Raw genomic sequence first — 17,714 nt, 5'->3', positions numbered from 1 at the left:
CGTATTCGTCGGCGGGCCGCTGTTCCGACAACGACGTCCGGCTGTCAGGGCCCGAGGTGAGAACCGCCCCTGGGGAGTACGCACATGTTCGGCCGTCGGCGAGGCAGAGGCAGCAGAACGAAGTCCGGCACCGCGCAGAGTGGCGCCGCATCAGGCCCCTCCCTGCCGCCCAACGCCGGAATGCTGAGCTGCCGGGTGCTGGACCCGGTGACCGAGCCCGTACGCCAGGCCGATTTCGTCGTCACCGACAGTGCGGGCAGAAGAGTGGTCGGCGGCGAGACGGACCCCTTCGGGAACCTGGTCGCCACGGTCCCGGCGGGCGACTACCGCCTGGGTGTCACGGCTGAGGGCTTCACCCCCTTCCACGGTCCGGTCACCGTGGCCGAGGGGGATCACGCGAACCTCGGCGACGTCTCCCTCCAGGTGGCCCGGCCGCCGCAACTCCCCGACCCGGGTGAATGGGAGATCGAGCCGACCCACACCCAGATCGGCTTCACCGCGCGTCATATCGGGATGGCCCGGATCCACGGCAGGTTCAACACCTTCGCCGGCGCCGTGCGGATCGCGGACCGCATGGAGGACTCCGCCATGCACGTCGTCATCGACGCCTCGTCGATCGACACGAACGTCCGGATGCGCGACGACCATCTGCGGTCCGGCGACTTCCTCGACGTCGAGCGCTTTCCGGCCCTCGAGTTCTACAGCGAGCGCTTCGTCCACCGCGGTGGCACACGCTGGGGTGTCACCGGAGCGCTCACCCTGCACGGGGTGAGCCGCACCATCACGCTGGACACCCAGTACCTCGGTCTGGGCAACGGCCTGGAGGGCGAGACCCGGGCCGCCTGCCGGGCGACCACCGAGCTGCACCGCGAGGACTTCACGCTCACCTGGCAGACGATGCTGGCCCGCGGCATCGCCGTGGTCGGACCGAGCATCAAGATCGAGATGGACATCCAGATCGTCCCCAAGGGCTGACGCGCACCCGAGTGCGGCCGTGGCTCCACGGGCCTCGCCCTACGGGACCTCGAGTCGTCTACGGGACCTCGAGCCATCCCTCGTACTCCGCGGCGAGCGCGTCGAGCGCCGCGGAGTCCAGCCGGGCCGCCGGGTCCTCCACGACCACCAGCCACTGGGCGTCCTCGGCGTCGTCCTCGCCGGCCAGGGCGTCCCGGACCAGCTGCGGCTCCTCGGTGACCCGGAACCGGTCGTGCAGTTCCCCCGCGACCTCCTCGGCCGTGTCCCGGTCGGGCAGCACCAGTACATGTCTCACGTCGCTCACCCGTTCATTCTCCGGTACGCCGGGGCCCGGGAGGTACGCCGAGGCCCGGGAGGTACTCCGGGCGCCTGCCCCGCGGCGGTGTCACAGGGCCGTGGGATGCTGGACCGCGATGGCCACCAGACGCAGTTCCACCGACGATCCGCTCGCCCCCGTCACGCTCGCCGTGGGCCAGGAAGACCTGCTCCTGGACCGTGCCGTGCAGCATGTGGTGGCCGCGGCACGCGCCTCCGACGCCGACACGGACGTCCGCGACCTCACCTCGGACCAGTTGCAGCCCGGTACGCTCGCCGAGCTCACCAGTCCCTCGCTCTTCGCGGAGCGGAAGGTGGTGATCGTGCGCAACGCGCACGACCTCTCCGCCGACACCGTCAAGGACGTCAAGGCGTACCTGGGCGCCCCCGCCGAGGAGATCACCCTCGTGCTCCTGCACGCGGGCGGAGCCAAGGGCAAGAGTCTCCTGGACGCGGTCCGGAAGGCCGGGGCGCGTGAGGTGGCGTGCCCCAAGACCACCAAGCCGGCCGAGCGGCTGTCCTTCGTACGGTCGGAGTTCCGGGCCCTCGGGCGCTCCGCGACCCCCGAGGCGTGCCAGGCCCTGGTGGACTCCATCGGCAGTGACCTGCGGGAGCTGGCGAGCGCCGTCTCGCAGCTGGTCGCGGATGTCGAAGGCACCATCGACGAGGCCGTCGTCGCCCGCTACTACACGGGCCGGGCGGAGGCCTCGTCCTTCACCGTCGCCGACCGTGCCGTCGAAGGGCGTGCGGCGGAGGCGCTGGAGGCGCTGCGGTGGTCGCTGTCCACCGGTGTCGCCCCCGTGCTGATCACCAGCGCCCTCGCGCAGGGTGTCCGGGCGATCGGCAAGCTCTCCTCGGCCCGGGGCGGACGCCCCGCGGACCTGGCCCGTGAGCTCGGCATGCCGCCCTGGAAGATCGACCGGGTCCGTCAGCAGATGCGGGGCTGGACACCCGACGGAGTGTCGGCGGCGCTGATCGCGGTCGCCGCGGCCGACGCGGGCGTCAAGGGCGGCGGGGACGACCCCGAGTATGCCCTGGAGAAGGCCGTGGTCGCCGTTGCCCGCGCGGCCCGCTCCGGCGGCCGCTGAGAGCGCGCCCCCGCGCGGCACGCTCCGGCGGCCGCTGAGAGCGCCCCCCGCGCGGCACCCTCCGGCGGCCACTGGGACACGCCACACCAGGGCGGCAGCCGACGTGCTCGAGAGGCGGGCCCCACCCACGGTCGTCCCCACGAACGAAGGCCCCGGCCGCCGTCCTGGGGAGAACGGTGGCCGGGGCCTTCGGTTCACGCTTGGTTGCGCCGCACCCGCGTGGCGAACGCAGGTTCGGTGTGCGGCGCGGGGTGCCGGTCAGGAGCGGGAGAGAGGGCCCGCTGGGTCCGTACCGGCGATCACATCAGTGGTTCAGCCCTGGAGGGCGGCAACCTTGAGCGCCAGCGCCGACTTCTTGTTGGCGGCGGCGTTCTTGTGGATGACACCCTTCGAGACAGCCTTGTCGAGCTGGCGCGACGCGTCACGGACGGCCACAGTGGCCTTCTCGACGTCACCGGCAGCGGCAGCCTCACGGGCCTTGCGGATCGAGGTCTTGAGCGAGGACTTGACGGCCTTGTTGCGCAGGCGCGCCTTCTCGTTCGTCTTGTTCCGCTTGATCTGGGACTTGATGTTCGCCACGAAAGAGCCTTTTCAGGTTCGTTGGATCTCCTATGTGCGCCACGCCGCTTCTGAGGGCCACGAGGCACAGCTGCCCACGGTAGCAGTCACCCTGGGACCGGCCCAAACCGGTCCCGGCCCCGCAGGCGTGGGACCATGGAGGCTACGTATCGATCCGTCCGACCCGACTTCGACCCGAGACACGGCGTCCGGCGTCTCAAGAATCAGGACCCTGCGTGCCCGCGACTCCTACCAACGTGCCCGAGCCGAGCCGTACCGACCCGGCGCTGATCCGCAATTTCTGCATCATCGCGCACATCGACCACGGCAAGTCGACTCTTGCCGACCGGATGCTCCAGCTGACGGGAGTGGTCGACCAGCGGCAGATGCGCGCCCAGTATCTCGACCGGATGGACATCGAGCGCGAGCGCGGCATCACCATCAAGTCCCAGGCGGTCCGTCTGCCGTGGGCGCCCACCGAGGGTGAGGACAAGGGCACGACCCACATCCTCAACATGATCGACACCCCGGGCCACGTGGACTTCACCTACGAGGTCTCCCGCTCCCTGGCGGCGTGCGAGGGCACCGTCCTCCTGGTCGACGCGGCCCAGGGCATCGAGGCGCAGACGCTGGCCAACCTCTACCTGGCGATGGAGAACGACCTCACCATCGTCCCGGTGCTCAACAAGATCGACCTGCCCGCCGCGCAGCCCGAGAAGTTCTCCGAGGAACTGGCCAACCTCATCGGCTGCCAGCCGGAGGACGTGCTCAAGGTCTCAGCGAAGACCGGTATCGGCGTGGACGCGCTGCTCGACCGGGTGGTCCGGGACGTCCCGGCCCCGATCGGCCAGGCCGACGCCCCCGCCCGCGCGATGATCTTCGACTCGGTCTACGACGCCTACCGCGGTGTCGTCACCTACGTCCGGGTCGTGGACGGCCAGCTCAACAAGCGCGAGCGCATCAGGATGATGTCGACGGGCGCCACCCACGAGCTGCTGGAGATCGGTGTCTCCTCCCCGGAGATGACCCCGGCCGACGGCATCGGCGTGGGCGAGGTCGGCTACATCATCACCGGTGTGAAGGACGTCCGGCAGTCCAAGGTCGGTGACACCATCACCTCCCTGAACAAGGGGGCGACCGAGGCGCTGGGCGGCTACAAGGACCCCAAGCCGATGGTCTTCTCGGGGCTCTACCCCCTGGACGGATCCGACTACCCGGATCTGCGCGAGGCCCTCGACAAGCTCCAGCTCAACGACGCCGCCCTGGTGTACGAGCCGGAGACCTCGGCCGCGCTCGGCTTCGGCTTCCGCGTGGGCTTCCTCGGCCTGCTGCACCTCGACGTCATCCGTGAGCGCCTGGAGCGCGAGTTCGGTCTGGAGCTCATCGCCACCGCCCCCAACGTGGTCTACCGCGTGGAGATGGAGGACGGCTCCGAGCACGTCGTGACCAACCCGAGCGAGTTCCCCGAGGGCAAGATCGACAAGGTGCACGAGCCGGTCGTCAGGGCCACGGTCCTGGCGCCCAGCGAGTTCATCGGCGCGATCATGGAGCTCTGCCAGAACCGGCGCGGCACCCTGCTCGGCATGGACTACCTCTCCGAGGACCGGGTCGAGATCCGCTACACCCTGCCGCTCGCCGAGATCGTCTTCGACTTCTTCGACCAGCTGAAGTCCAAGACCCGCGGCTACGCCTCGCTCGACTACGAGCCCACGGGTGAGCAGTCCGCCCAGCTCGTCAAGGTCGACATCCTGCTGCACGGCGACAAGGTCGACGCCTTCTCGGCGGTCACGCACAAGGACAAGGCGTACGCGTACGGTGTCCGGCTCGTCGCCAAGCTGCAGAAGCTCATCCCCCGGCAGAACTTCGAGGTGCCGATCCAGGCGGCCATCGGCTCCCGGGTCATCGCCCGTGAGACCGTCCGCGCCATCCGCAAGGACGTCCTCGCCAAGTGCTACGGCGGTGACATCTCCCGTAAGCGGAAGCTGCTGGAGAAGCAGAAGGAAGGCAAGAAGCGGATGAAGATGGTCGGCAACGTGGAGGTGCCGCAGGACGCGTTCATCTCCGTCCTGTCGACCGACGAGTCGGCCGGCGAGGGCAAGGCCAAGAAGTAGCCCCCGCCCGGGCGGGGGGCACGGCCGAGAAGCAGTCCCCGCCCGGTGAGGGGTGAGGTCGGGGAGCGGCGCCTCGCCCCCGTCCGGCCCGGACCACCCTGCAGTACGTTTCCGGACGTACCCGGGAGTAGCCCAACTGGCCCCTGTGTCGCGGACATCCGCCGCACAGGGGCCCGGTTCGTTATCAAGCGGCGGCCTGTTGCCTCTTACGTGACGGTCCCGCGCGCTCTACTCTGATCACCACCCGTTAGTTACTCGCCAGTTAAACAAGCAGGCCGAGCGGGCACGAGAAGCAGGACATACAAGCAGCAGCACCCATAAGCCGGTCGTAGCAATGCCGCAGGCCCGGAGGACGTCGTGAGCGACACACAGACCTTGATCGATAGCCGACCGCCCTCCGTGGCGACCCTGTTCATCGACCGGGTGAAGGCCACCCCGGACGGAGAGGCCTACCGCTTCCCGGTGCCGGCCGCCTCGGGGCAGGGCCCGGACGAGTGGAAGTCGCTGACCTGGGCGCAGGCCGCCGACAGGGTCAACGCCATCGCCGCCGGTCTGATCGGGCTGGGTGTGCTGCCGGAGGAGCGTGTCGCGCTCGCCTCCTCCACCCGCGTCGAGTGGATCCTCGCCGACCTCGGGGTGATGTGCGCGGGTGCCGCGACGACGACGGTCTACCCGTCGACGAACACCGAGGAGTCCGCCTTCATCCTGGCCGACTCCGACAGCCGTGTGCTGATCGCCGAGGACGCGGCGCAGCTGGCGAAGGCCCGGGAGAACCGGGACTCGCTGCCGGACCTGGCCCATGTCGTCGTCATCGACCCGGCCGGCGCCGGTCCCGTGGAGGGTGATCCCGAGGGCTGGGTCCTCACGCTGGCCGAGCTGGAGGCCCGGGGCGTCGCGTACCTGGCCGAGCACCCGGACGCGATCACCGAGCGGGTCGCGGCCATCACGGCGGACCAGCTGGCGACCCTGATCTACACCTCGGGCACCACCGGCCGCCCCAAGGGCGTACGGCTGCCGCACGACAACTGGTCGTACATGGCCAAGGCGACCGTCTCCACCGGGATGATCAACTCCGACGACGTGCAGTACCTCTGGCTGCCGCTCGCCCACGTCTTCGGCAAGGTCCTCACGTCCGGCCAGATCGAGGTCGGCCACGTCACCGCGGTCGACGGCCGCGTCGACAAGATCATCGAGAACCTCCCGGTGGTCCGGCCGACCTACATGGCGGCCGTGCCCCGCATCTTCGAGAAGGTCTACAACGGAGTCGCCGCCAAGGCGCGGGCGGGCGGCGGGGCCAAGTACAAGATCTTCCAGTGGGCGGCGGAGGTGGCCCGCGAGCACGCGAAGGTCTCGCAGGACAACTTCCGGCGCACGGGCAGGGCCTCCGTCCCCTTCGCCCTCGGGGCCAAGCACAAGGTCGCCGACACCCTCGTCTACGCGAAGATCCGGGAGGCCTTCGGAGGCCGTCTCCGCGCCTGCATCTCCGGCTCCGCCGCGCTCGCCCCCGACATCGGCCTCTTCTTCTCCGGCGCGGGCATCCACATCCTGGAGGGCTACGGCCTCACCGAGTCCAGCGCCGCCTCCTTCGTGAACCCGGGCGAGGCCTACCGCACCGGCACCGTCGGCAAGCCGCTCCCCGGCACCGAGGTCCGGATCGCGGACGACGGCGAGATCCTGCTGCGCGGCCCCGGCCTCATGGAGGGGTACCACCGGCTTCCCGAGAAGACCGCCGAGGTGCTGGAGTCCGACGGCTGGTTCCACACCGGCGACATCGGCGAGCTCTCCCAGGACGGTTACCTGCGGATCACCGACCGCAAGAAGGACCTGATCAAGACGTCCGGTGGCAAGTACATCGCCCCGGCGGAGGTCGAGGGCCAGTTCAAGGCGGTGTGCCCGTTCGTCTCCAACATCCTGGTGCACGGCGCGGACCGTAACTTCTGCACCGCCCTCATCGCCCTCGACGAGCCGACCATCCTCGGCTGGGCGAAGGAGAACGGCCTGGGCGGCAGGCCGTACGCCGACGTGGTCGCCTCCCCGCAGGCCGTGGAGCTCATCGAGGGCTATGTGAAGCGGCTCAACGAGGGGCTCCAGCGCTGGCAGACCATCAAGAAGTTCCGGCTGCTCCCGCGTGACCTCGACATCGAGCACGGTGAGCTGACACCCAGCCTCAAGCTGAAGAGGCCCGTCGTCGAGCGCGAGTACAAGGACCTCATCGAGGACATGTACGCGGGCTCCCGCGAGGCGTAGACGCCCCAGGAGCACGTCGGAGCGGGGCCGGTGGGCGCGGGTGCGCCCACCGGCCCCGCCGCCGTTCCTGTTCGACTCCGGCCACTTGCGTCACTCGGCGCTTATGGGCACGCCCGGTCTGTCACTCTGTCGGGATACGTCAGCGGCGTTTCGCGAGACTGTCAGGAGCCGCACCGTGGGGCCCATTCCCTTGCAGCGGGACATCGTTCAGCGTCCCGGCACCGTCGTCGCAGGTCAGGCCGAGGGTGGGCGTCCGGTCGCGCGCACGAGCCTGCCCGGTATCCCGCAGGCGTCGGCCGCCGCCCGCAGATTCGTCCGGGCGGCGCTCGGCGACTGGACGGGCCTCGGTCTGCCGTCCACCGGCGAGTTCGGCGAGCGGCTCACCGACGACGCGCTGACAGTGGCCAGCGAGCTGGTCACCAACGCGGTCGTGCACGCCGGTACGACGGTCGAGCTCCTCCTCAGGCTGGAGGACTCGGCCGGACCCGAGCCGGCCGCCCTGGTGCTGGAGATCACCGACCACCACCCTGCCCGGTCGGTGCGCGACGGCCGTGCCGAGCGGCCCGACCCCGCCGAGTACGGCCGGGGGCTTCAGCTCGTCGCCACGCTCGCCGAGTCCTGGGGCATCACCTACCGCACCGGGCTCAAGACCGTCTGGGCCCGGCTCCTCGGCGACGACCGCTACGGCATGCCCGACGTCCAGGCGGCCGACGGCGTCACCCGCGGGCGCGGCCCGCACACCGGCGGGACCGTCACCCCGGCGGCCGGACACGCCGCACGCGACGACGCGGAGTGGGCAGGGCGGGGCGGGCCCGCCTTCCTGGCCGAGGCGTCCGGTCTCCTCGCCGGCCAGCTCGACGAGGACCTGGTGGCCTCGACGGCGGGCCCGCTCCTGGTGCCCCGGCTCGCCGACTGGTGTGCGATATGGCTGGAGAGCGAGGGCGGCGGCCCTGCGGCGTTGCCCCGGCTCGCCGGCGTCTGGCACAGCGACGAGGCGCGGACCGCGCTGCTGCGGCCCGCGCTGGAGAAGGAGCCGCTCCGCTTACCCGGGAGCGTCGGTACGGGCCCGGTGCCCATGCCCTGGCCCGGAGGCGCCGCGGCGGGGCGCGGGGACGGCACGGGGGCCGCTCTCGCCCACCGCATCATCTCGGGCGGGCGGACGCTGGGGGCGGTCCTCGTGGGCCGCGAGGGCACCGACCACATCCCCGACGAGGTCGCCGTCCTCCTCGCGGACTTCGTGCGCCGGGTCGGCCTCGCGGTCGGCGCCGCCCGCGCCTACACCCGCCAGGCCACGATCAGCCGCATCCTCCAGCGCGGCCTGCTCCCCAGCAAGGTCGCCGAGATACCCGGGGTCACCAGCGCGCTCGTGTACGAACCCGGGGACGACGGCGTGGTCGGCGGCGACTTCTACGACCTGTTCCCTTGCCCCGGCGGCCGCTGGTGCTTCGTGCTCGGAGACGTCCAGGGCAGCGGCCCCGAGGCCGCCGTCGTCACCGGTCTCGCACGCCCCTGGCTGCGCCTGCTGTCCCGGGAGGGCTTCCGCGTCGGCGAGGTCCTCGACCGCCTCAACCGGCTCCTCCTGGACGACGCCATGGAGGCGGCGGAGGCCGCGGCCCTCATGGTCGCCGCGGCCGGCGGCCAGCAGCTCCAGGACGGCGGACAGATGCAGGACGGCTCGCAGTCCCGCTTCCTCTCCCTGCTGTACGGCGACCTCGTGCCGCTCCCCGACGGCGGTGTGCGCTGCACCGTGGCGAGCGCGGGCCATCCGCTCCCGCTGCTGCTGCGCCCCGACGGCTCCGTACGGCCGGCCGCCGAGTCCCAGGTGCTGCTCGGGATCGTCGAGGACGTCGCGTACGGGAGCCAGAGCTTCGACCTGGAACCCGGCGACAGCCTGCTCTGTGTCACCGACGGGGTGACGGAGCGGCGCTCGGGGCGGCTCATGTTCGACGACGGCGACGGCCTGGCGCGGGTCCTGGCCGGCTGCGCGGGGCTTCCGGCCGCGGGGATAGCCGACCGCATCAAGCGGGCCGTCCACACCTTCGCCGAGCGCCCGCCCGACGACGACCTGGCCCTGCTGGTGATCCAGGTCGACGAGGACCGGCACACGGATGTGCGGGGCAGCTCCGTCGGCGAGTGACAATGGACGGTATGCCTTCCGTACTGCCCGATGGTGAGCCCGTGCCCGACGACGGGGCGCTGCCCCGCCACGCCCTGGAAGGCGCCGCCGGCCGGCCGCTCGGCTTCTACCTGCACGTGCCCTACTGCGCCACCCGCTGCGGCTACTGCGACTTCAACACCTACACCGCGACCGAGCTGCGCGGCTCCGGAGGCGCCCTCGCCTCCCGGGACAACTACGCGGCCCACCTCGTCGAGGAGGTGCGCCAGGCCCGCAAGGTGCTCGGCGACGACCCCCGGCCGGTCCGCACGGTCTTCGTCGGCGGCGGTACGCCGACGCTGCTGCCCGCCGCCGACCTCGTCCGGATGCTCGCGGCGATCCGGGAGGAGTTCGGGCTGGCCGAGGACGCCGAGATCACCACGGAGGCCAATCCGGAATCCGTGGATCCGGCGTACCTGGCGGCACTGCGGGAGGGAGGCTTCAACCGGGTCTCCTTCGGCATGCAGAGCGCCCGGAAGCACGTCCTGAAGGTCCTGGACCGCACCCACACCCCCGGCAGGCCCGAGGCCTGTGTCGCCGAGGCCCGCGAGGCCGGCTTCGAGCACGTCAACCTCGACCTGATCTACGGGACCCCCGGCGAGTCCGACGACGACTGGCGGGCCTCCCTGGACGCGGCGATCGGCGCCGGGCCCGACCACGTGTCGGCGTACGCGCTGATCGTCGAGGAGGGGACCCAGCTGGCCCGCCGCATCCGCCGGGGCGAGGTCCCGATGACGGACGACGACGTCCACGCGGACCGCTACCTGATCGCCGACGAGGCGATGGCGGCCGCCGGCTTCTCCTGGTACGAGGTGTCGAACTGGTCCCGTACGCCGGAGGGCCGCTGCCTGCACAACGAGCTGTACTGGCGCGGCGCCGACTGGTGGGGTGCCGGGCCCGGGGCGCACAGCCACGTCGGCGGGGTGCGCTGGTGGAACGTGAAGCACCCCGGCGCCTACGCGCAGGCCCTGGCAGAGGGCCGTTCGCCCGGCGCCGGCCGTGAGGTGCTCGGCGACGAGGACCGGCGGGTCGAGCGCATCCTGCTGGAGCTGCGCCTCGTCGAGGGCTGCCCGCTCTCGCTGCTGGCCCCCGCCGGGCTCGCGGCGGCGGGCCGCGCGGTGGCGGACGGGCTGCTGGAGCCCGGGCCGTACACCGAGGGCCGCGCCGTCCTCACCCTGCGCGGCCGGCTGCTGGCCGACGCCGTCGTGCGGGACCTGGTGGACTGACCCGGCGCGCCGGGGACGGGAGTCCCTACGGCACCGCGCACTCCGCGCGGGTGAGCGGCTCGCGGTCGCCCGCCGCCCGGCCGCACACGACCCGGCTCCGCGCGTTCGGCCCCGGCTGGGTCACCTCGACCACGTTCAGGCCGTGCACCTTCTGGTCGGCGTACGGGATCGTCCCCCGGAAGGTGATGGTCCCGGTCGGCATGTCGTGGAGGGCCACCGAGTAGAGCGTCGCCCAGGTCTCCGCCGCGCTCTGCGGGGTGTCGCCGCGGGTCGCGGCGGCGTAGAGGGCCGCCGTCGCCTGGTAGGAGATGACGGTCTGCCCGCTGGTGAAGAGCTTGTCCTCGTACGGGCGCTCCTTCGGCAGCGCGGGCACCTGCCGTCCCTCGGGGAGCAGCGACTGCAGGGCCTTGCGGGAGTCCGAGTAGAACGCCCGCCCACCGCCCCGGCTCATGGGCGCGAGGGCGCCGTAGTAGAGCGTGACCTTGTCCGCGAGCTTCGTCGAGTCGTCGAAGCGTGCCTTGGCCAGGTCGTCCCCGGTGAAGACCGTGATGGCCTTGTCCGAGCAGCCCGCGGTCTGTCCGAGGCCGGACATCAGCGTGTTGACGTCCTCGACCCGGCCGGCGAAGTACAGGGCGTCGGGCACGCGCTCCGCACCGCAGATCGCGTGCAGCGGTGTGTCGAGATTGGCGGAGCCGCCGTCCCTGGACAGGGAGTACTGGGTGTCGGCGGCCAGGGTGAAGCCGGTCCGCCTCAGCATCTCCAGGCCGACCTTGCGCTGTTCGGTGGTGTAGCGGTCCTTGTCCTCGTTGGCCACCTTCCTGGACAGCACGACCGCCTGCGGATCGTCCAGCCGGTCCGCCAGTTGCCCGGCGATCAGCCCGACGGCCTCCGCCTGTTCCTCGTCGGTCGCGGCGAGGCCGAAGTAGTTCGGGTAGGAGCGGGCCAGATCGCTGCCGGAGTTCGTGGTGTCCACCAGAGGAAGTCCGGCGCGCTGGAGGAGCCCGGTGGCGGCCGCGCTCTCCGTGGTGTTGCGGCCGAGGCCCACCACACCCACGACGGAGGGGTCCCGCCGGGCGACCTCCACGATCTTCCGGACCGCCGTGGTCTGCCGCAGCATGTCCTGGCCGCCGTTGGCCGTCAGGACCCGGAGCTTGACGGAACGATTCGCCGTGTCGTTGACGAACCTCTGGTGGAGATAGACACCGGTCAGTTCCTCCAGGCCCTTGCGGGTGTCCTCCCTGTTCGCGTCGGTGCCGGTGAGCGGGCCCGCGTAGACGACCGTGACCCGTGGCTCGTCCGCGCCGATGCCCGCGTTCTGCTCCCGTATCGCCTGCTCGATCCGCTCGAAGGTGACGCCCTCGCCCACCCCGTTCAGCTGCAGGGTGTTGCCCTCGGCGAACCGCACCTGCGGGACCGTCGCCACCCCGACGCACTCCTTGCCGCCGCTCGGGCCGGCCAGTCTGACCGCGTCCGTGCTGCGTCCGGCGAGCGGGCCGTAGCAGTACGTCTCCTTCCAGTGCTCGCTCCACAGGAAGGTGCCCAGCAGGGCGCAGACCAGCACCAGGGCCATGGCCTTCCCCGACATCACCCACCAGGCCCAGGTGCGGCGGACCCGGTGCGTGACGAGCTGGGCGTGCGCGTGCTCGTGGGTCAGCTGGCCGGTGGACAGCGGGAGCCGCAGCACCCAGGCCAGCCGGACGGCCGCCGCAGGCGCCTGGCCGACGCTCAGGTCGCCGACCCAGGCCTCGTACCGCGCGCGGGCTCCCGACCGCACGCCGCTGTGCGCGGGCGGCTCCGGGGGCAGCGGCGGGGTGCGCCGCATGATGCGGTCGGCGGGCAGGGACGCCAGGAGCAGCAGCGGGTCGACCTCGCTCCGCCGCGAGCGGACGTTGTTGATGGCGTTGATCAGCAGGATGCCGCCGTTGTCCTGGGTGGCGGTCGGCAGGAAGACCACCGGCGGGACCGTGCGCTTGGACCGCCGCCAGTCCAGTGCGTGCGGCCGGTAGCAGTCCAGCAGGTCCTCCAGCAGCGCCTGGACCCGCAGCTCCAGATGGAACTGACGCGCGTGCTCGACGCCCGCCCCCGCGTCGGCGACCCGCTCGGCGACGGCGGCGGCCCGCGCCCGGATCACCCGCCACGAACCGCTCGGTGAGAAGCGCGACCAGCCGTCCGACGGATACGCCGTGCTGGACGCGGCCAGCGACGAGGTCGTCGCCAGCCACCTGCTGGCCGGGCGCAGCCACAGCAGCGGCGGCGCCGCCCTGGTCACCAGCCGCACGACCGCGAGCCCGAGCAGGGCCGCGGCGGCGACCACGGCGGTGAGGAGCCAGCCGATCTCGCCCAGCAGCACGCTGAGCACGGCGATGAAGACGGCCCCCAGGAACGTCTCCGGCCGGACCGAGGCGCGCAGGGAGTCCCACCAGGTGCGACCCGACCGGCTGGCCCGCCAGCGCAGGCTGCCCAGCTGTTCGAGGATCCGGTCGTCGCGTTCACGGGCCGAACCCCAGTCCGGCTGCGCGACGACCGTGGCCGTGGCCTGCTCGATGGCGGCGAGCAGCCGGGAGCGGGGGAAGGCGAAGGGCTTGTACTGCGAGGTGCCCCGGGTCTCCCAGGGCCGCTCGGTGAGCGTCCGGACCATGGAGAGCGCCGCGTCGTACGGGGTGGCGCCGCGGCCCTCCACCAGCTTCACCGGGACCCGGCGCAGCTGGTTCGCCCGGTGCACCTGGTGGACGATCTGCTCGACCCGGCCGTCGATCTCCTGGCCGGCCGAAGCGTCCTCCGGCTGTGCCACGACCAGCGGCATCACCGGCCGGTTGACGCGGTACTGGTCGATCAGCTCCTGCATGAGGTGGAAGACGGCGGAGGCCGCCTCGTTCTCCGCACTGTCCCGCCACACTTCGCGCGTCATCCGGCCCCCCGTGCCTTCCCTGCCGCCTGCCCTGCGGTCACCCCTCAATAACGGATGGTGCGCGGGCGGCGCAGGTGTTCACGGGGATCGGTACCGGATCCTCCTCAACCCATCCGGTACATCAGGCAGGAAGGGTGACGAAGTCGATCAATTCCTCCACGCGGCCCAGGAGTTGCGGCTCCAGGTCCTTGTACGAGCCGACTCTGGAGAGAATGTGCTGCCAGGCCGCGCCGGTGTTCTCCGGCCAGCCCAGGGCCCGGCACACGCCCGTCTTCCAGTCCTGGCCGCGCGGCACCACCGGCCACCCCGGAATGCCCACGGACGACGGTTTCACGGCCTCCCAGACGTCGATGTACGGATGTCCCACCACCAGCACGTGTCCGTCGGTGACCTGAGCGGCGATCCGGGACTCCTTGGAGCCGGGCACCAGGTGGTCGACCAGCACGCCCAGCCGGGCGTCCGGGCCCGGCGCGAACTCCCGCACGATCGCGGGGAGGTCGTCGATCCCCTCCAGGTACTCCACCACCACGCCCTCGATGCGCAGGTCGTCACCCCAGACCCGCTCGACGAGCTCGGCGTCGTGCCGGCCCTCCACGTAGATCCGCCCCGCCCGGGCGACCCGTGCCCGCGCCCCGGGCACCGCCACCGAACCGGAGGCGGTCCGCGCGGGGCGGACCGGCGCGCCCGCCGACGGACGCACGAGCGTGACCACCTTCCCCTCCAGCAGGAAACCGCGCGGTTCCATCGGGAAGACCCGGTGCTTGCCGAAGCGGTCCTCCAGGGTGACCGTCGGCCCCTGGGCCGTCCTCTCGCACCGGATCACCGCCCCGCAGAAGCCGGTGACGGCCTCCTCGACGACCAGGTCGGGCTCGGCGGGGACCTCGGGGGCCGGGGCGGTCTTCTTCCACGGCGGAGTCAGGTCCGGCTGGTAGCTGCGCATGGCACGACGATAAACGGGGCCCCTTTCACGACACGCCGAAGCGGGAGGCCAGGTGATCGCGCTGCGCCCGTACGAACGCCGCGTCCACCACGGCCCCGTGGCCGGGCACGTACAGCGCGTCCTCGCCGCCCAGCTCCAGCAGCCGGTCCAGAGCGGCCGGCCAGTGCGAGGGGACGGCGTCGCGGCCCGCCTGCGGTTCGCCGGACTCCTCGACCAGATCGCCGCAGAGCACCACGACCGGGGAGCCCGGCACCAGCACCGCGAGATCATGGCCGGTGTGTCCGGGGCCCACGTTGGCCAGCAGCACCTGGAGCCCGCCGCCGAGATCGAGCGTCGACTCGCCGCTCACCTGGTGCCGCGGCGCCACCAGGGTGTCCGTGGCCGCGGCGGCGTCCGCCTCGCTCATCCCGTGCCGCAGCGCGTCCGCGCGCAGCTCCTCGGCGCCCCGCTCCAGCAGCTCCGCCGTACCGACCGCCCCGTGGACCGCCGCCCCGGAGAAGGCCGCGGTGCCCAGCACATGATCGAAGTGCGGATGGCTCAGTGCGATATGCGTCACCCTCCGGCCCAGCAGGGCCTCCGCCTGGGTCCGCAGCTCGGCCCCCTCCCGGAGGGTCGAACCCGTGTCGTAGAGCAGCGCGCCGTCCGCCCCCGCCACCAGTGCGACGGTGGCGTCCCAGACGGGAAGGCGCCGCCGTCCCGTACCGTTGCCCAACCGCTCCCAGCCGAACTCTTCCCAACAGACGTCCATACGGCGACGCTATCCGCAACGACCTGCGCATCCCCGCGACGGCGTGGCCGGTCGCCCTTGCCCCGGGACCACCTCGCCCCCGTACACTGACCGGGGGGATTGCTGGCACTCGAACGCACAGAGTGCCAGGCAGAAGCCGAAGGACCACAGCTGGAGGTGTGCGCGGTGCTCAGCGAACGCAGACTCGAAGTGCTGCGCGCCATCGTCCAGGACTATGTCGGCACCGAGGAGCCCGTCGGCTCCAAGGCGCTCACGGAGCGGCACAGCCTCGGGGTCTCCCCGGCGACCGTGCGCAACGACATGGCGGTGCTGGAGGACGAGGGCTTCATCGCCCAGCCGCACACGAGTGCGGGGCGCATTCCGACGGACAAGGGTTACCGTCTCTTCGTCGACAAGCTCGCGGGCGTCAAGCCCCTGTCGTCGCCGGAGCGCCGGGCCATCCAGAATTTCCTCGACGGCGCGGTCGACCTCGACGACGTCGTGGGCCGCACGGTCCGGCTGCTGGCGCAGCTGACCAGGCAGGTCGCCGTCGTGCAGTACCCCTCGCTGACCCGGTCGACCGTGCGGCACGTGGAACTGCTGTCACTGGCCCCGGCCAGACTGATGCTCGTCCTGATCACGGACACGGGCCGGGTCGAACAGCGTATGATCGACTGCCCTGCACCGTTCGGTGACACGTCACTGGCCGATCTCCGGGCCCGGCTCAACAGCCGGGTCGTCGGACGACGGTTCGCGGACGTCCCGCGGCTCGTGCAGGATCTGCCGGAGTCCTTCGAGGGCGAGGACCGGGGAACCGTGTCGACGGTTCTCTCCGTCCTTCTCGAGACCCTGGTCGAAGAGACGGAGGAGCGGCTGATCATCGGCGGCACCTCCAACCTCACCCGTTTCGGACACGACTTCCCTGTGATGATCCGGCCGGTGCTGGAAGCGCTGGAGGAGCAGGTCGTGCTGCTGAAACTGCTCGGTGAGGCAACGGATTCGGGCATGACCGTACGGATCGGGCACGAGAACGCCCACGAGGGCCTCAACTCCACGTCCGTCGTCGCGGTCGGCTACGGTTCGGGCGACGAGGCAGTCGCCAAACTCGGCGTGGTCGGACCGACCCGCATGGACTACCCCGGAACGATGGGAGCGGTACGCGCAGTGGCACGTTACGTCGGACAGATCCTGGCGGAGTCGTAAGTGGCCACGGACTACTACGCCGTACTCGGCGTGCGCCGCGACGCCTCTCAGGACGAGATCAAGAAGGCATTCCGGAGGCTCGCCCGCGAGCTGCACCCGGATGTCAACCCGGATCCGAAGACCCAGGAGCGGTTCAAGGAGATCAACGCCGCTTACGAGGTGCTGTCGGACCCGCAGAAGAAGCAGGTCTACGACCTCGGCGGCGACCCGCTGTCCGCCTCGGGCGGAGGTGGCGCGGGCGGATTCGGACAGGGTGGCTTCGGCAACTTCTCCGACATCATGGACGCGTTCTTCGGCACGGCGTCGCAGCGCGGACCCCGTTCGCGCACCCGGCGCGGCCAGGACGCGATGATCCGCCTGGAGATCGACCTCTCCGAGGCGGCCTTCGGCACGACCAAGGACATCCAGGTCGACACGGCGGTCGTCTGCACGACCTGCAGTGGCGAGGGCGCCGCACCCGGCACCTCCGCGCAGACCTGTGACATGTGCCGCGGCCGTGGCGAGGTCTCCCAGGTCACCAGGTCCTTCCTCGGCCAGGTCATGACCTCGCGGCCCTGCCCGCAGTGCCAGGGCTTCGGCACGGTCGTGCCGACCCCGTGCCCCGAGTGCGCCGGTGACGGACGCATCCGCTCGCGGCGCACCCTCACCGTGAAGATCCCCGCCGGTGTCGACAACGGCACCCGGATCCAGCTCGCGGGCGAGGGCGAGGTCGGCCCCGGCGGCGGCCCCGCCGGCGACCTGTACGTCGAGATCCACGAGCTCTCGCACGCCGTGTTCCAGCGGCGCGGCGACGATCTCCACTGCACGGTCACCATCCCGATGACCGCCGCGGCGCTCGGCACCCAGGTGCCGCTGGAGACGCTCGACGGTCTGGAGGAGATCGACATCAGGCCGGGCACCCAGTCCGGACAGTCGGTCCCGCTGCACGGGCGGGGCATCACGCACCTGCGCGGCGGCGGGCGGGGCGACCTGATCGTGCACGTCGAGGTCATGACCCCGACGAAGATGGACCCGGAGCAGGAGCGCCTCCTGCGGGAGCTGGCCCAGCTGCGCGGCGAGGAGCGGCCCACGGGTCAGTTCCAGCCGGGACAGCAGGGGCTGTTCTCCCGCCTGAAGGACGCCTTCAACGGCCGCTGAGCCTCCCGCGGCACCGTCCGCGAACCCCGTCACCGCACCGCCCGCCGGCTCGTACCGGCGGGCGGTGCGGTGCGTGCGGCGGCCCGTCCGCCGTGTGAAAGGGCTGATTCGGCACGATCCGCCG

At 71.6% G+C, this 17,714-nt stretch carries 13 protein-coding genes; 8 read left to right on the top strand and 5 right to left on the bottom strand.

Annotated features, from left to right (window positions below; all coding sequences use genetic code 11):
• Nucleotides 1-84: 84 nt before the first annotated feature.
• Nucleotides 85-975: a YceI family protein gene (locus OG488_RS12445; RefSeq protein WP_329228745.1), complete on the top strand. Its 891-nt coding sequence runs from the start codon at nucleotides 85-87 to the stop codon at nucleotides 973-975.
• A gap of 58 nt (nucleotides 976-1,033) precedes the next feature.
• Here OG488_RS12445 and OG488_RS12440 read toward each other — a convergent pair whose 3' ends face one another.
• Nucleotides 1,034-1,279, bottom strand: coding sequence for a hypothetical protein (locus tag OG488_RS12440; RefSeq protein ID WP_329228743.1), 246 nt, complete (start codon nucleotides 1,277-1,279; stop codon nucleotides 1,034-1,036).
• Between the two features lie 109 nt (nucleotides 1,280-1,388).
• Here OG488_RS12440 and holA point away from each other — a divergent pair, with 109 nt between their 5' ends.
• Complete coding sequence (gene holA, locus OG488_RS12435; RefSeq protein ID WP_329228741.1) at nucleotides 1,389-2,378, top strand: DNA polymerase III subunit delta; 990 nt, start codon at nucleotides 1,389-1,391, stop codon at nucleotides 2,376-2,378.
• Nucleotides 2,379-2,690: 312 nt separating this feature from the next.
• On the opposite strand, the gene rpsT is transcribed toward holA, so the two are convergent.
• Nucleotides 2,691-2,957 carry a 30S ribosomal protein S20 gene (rpsT, locus tag OG488_RS12430; RefSeq protein WP_014156344.1) on the bottom strand — a complete coding sequence of 89 codons (267 nt, stop codon included), beginning with the start codon at nucleotides 2,955-2,957 and terminating at the stop codon, nucleotides 2,691-2,693.
• A 215-nt stretch (nucleotides 2,958-3,172) separates the two neighbouring features.
• Between rpsT and lepA the strand changes: the two genes are divergently transcribed.
• The 4 genes from lepA to hemW all read left to right on the top strand — a co-directional run bounded on the left by lepA (nucleotide 3,173) and on the right by hemW (nucleotide 10,675).
• On the top strand, nucleotides 3,173-5,047 hold the full coding sequence (gene lepA, locus OG488_RS12425; RefSeq protein ID WP_329228740.1) for a translation elongation factor 4: 1,875 nt from the start codon (nucleotides 3,173-3,175) through the stop codon (nucleotides 5,045-5,047).
• A 357-nt stretch (nucleotides 5,048-5,404) separates the two neighbouring features.
• Nucleotides 5,405-7,294 carry an AMP-dependent synthetase/ligase gene (locus OG488_RS12420; protein WP_329228738.1) on the top strand — a complete coding sequence of 630 codons (1,890 nt, stop codon included), beginning with the start codon at nucleotides 5,405-5,407 and terminating at the stop codon, nucleotides 7,292-7,294.
• Between the two features lie 175 nt (nucleotides 7,295-7,469).
• Nucleotides 7,470-9,431, top strand: a complete 1,962-nt coding sequence (locus OG488_RS12415) for an ATP-binding SpoIIE family protein phosphatase (RefSeq protein WP_329228736.1) — start codon at nucleotides 7,470-7,472, stop codon at nucleotides 9,429-9,431.
• 11 nt (nucleotides 9,432-9,442) lie between these two features.
• On the top strand, nucleotides 9,443-10,675 hold the full coding sequence (hemW, locus tag OG488_RS12410; RefSeq protein WP_329228735.1) for a radical SAM family heme chaperone HemW: 1,233 nt from the start codon (nucleotides 9,443-9,445) through the stop codon (nucleotides 10,673-10,675).
• A 25-nt stretch (nucleotides 10,676-10,700) separates the two neighbouring features.
• On the opposite strand, the gene OG488_RS12405 is transcribed toward hemW, so the two are convergent.
• From OG488_RS12405 to OG488_RS12395, 3 genes are all read right to left on the bottom strand, one after another.
• Nucleotides 10,701-13,583 carry an ABC transporter substrate-binding protein gene (locus OG488_RS12405; RefSeq protein ID WP_329228733.1) on the bottom strand — a complete coding sequence of 961 codons (2,883 nt, stop codon included), beginning with the start codon at nucleotides 13,581-13,583 and terminating at the stop codon, nucleotides 10,701-10,703.
• Between the two features lie 121 nt (nucleotides 13,584-13,704).
• Entirely contained in the window at nucleotides 13,705-14,523 is an 819-nt protein-coding gene (locus OG488_RS12400) for a DUF3097 domain-containing protein (RefSeq protein WP_329228732.1), read from the bottom strand.
• A gap of 25 nt (nucleotides 14,524-14,548) precedes the next feature.
• A complete protein-coding gene (locus OG488_RS12395; protein ID WP_329228730.1) occupies nucleotides 14,549-15,271 on the bottom strand; it encodes an MBL fold metallo-hydrolase in 723 nt (240 codons plus the stop codon).
• Nucleotides 15,272-15,436: 165 nt separating this feature from the next.
• Between OG488_RS12395 and hrcA the strand changes: the two genes are divergently transcribed.
• The gene (gene hrcA, locus OG488_RS12390; protein WP_329228728.1) at nucleotides 15,437-16,453 is read left to right on the top strand and encodes a heat-inducible transcriptional repressor HrcA; all 1,017 of its coding nucleotides are present in this window, start codon (nucleotides 15,437-15,439) and stop codon (nucleotides 16,451-16,453) included.
• Nucleotides 16,454-17,590 carry a molecular chaperone DnaJ gene (gene dnaJ, locus OG488_RS12385; RefSeq protein ID WP_329228726.1) on the top strand — a complete coding sequence of 379 codons (1,137 nt, stop codon included), beginning with the start codon at nucleotides 16,454-16,456 and terminating at the stop codon, nucleotides 17,588-17,590.
• Nucleotides 17,591-17,714 lie beyond the last annotated feature (124 nt).

Source organism: Streptomyces sp. NBC_01460 (genome assembly GCF_036227405.1).
Classification (GTDB): domain Bacteria; phylum Actinomycetota; class Actinomycetes; order Streptomycetales; family Streptomycetaceae; genus Streptomyces.
This window is presented reverse-complemented; position numbering and strand designations above follow the sequence as displayed.

Bases quoted from the DNA above. Each gene is read 5' to 3' on its own strand.
- holA (WP_329228741.1), top strand. From the start codon at position 1,389: ATGGCCACCAGACGCAGTTCCACCGACGATCCGCTCGCCCCCGTCACG.
- OG488_RS12445 (WP_329228745.1), top strand. From the start codon at position 85: ATGTTCGGCCGTCGGCGAGGCAGAGGCAGCAGAACGAAGTCCGGCACC.
- hemW (WP_329228735.1), top strand. From the start codon at position 9,443: ATGCCTTCCGTACTGCCCGATGGTGAGCCCGTGCCCGACGACGGGGCG.
- OG488_RS12405 (WP_329228733.1), bottom strand. From the start codon at position 13,583: ATGACGCGCGAAGTGTGGCGGGACAGTGCGGAGAACGAGGCGGCCTCC.
- OG488_RS12400 (WP_329228732.1), bottom strand. From the start codon at position 14,523: ATGCGCAGCTACCAGCCGGACCTGACTCCGCCGTGGAAGAAGACCGCC.
- OG488_RS12395 (WP_329228730.1), bottom strand. From the start codon at position 15,271: ATGGACGTCTGTTGGGAAGAGTTCGGCTGGGAGCGGTTGGGCAACGGT.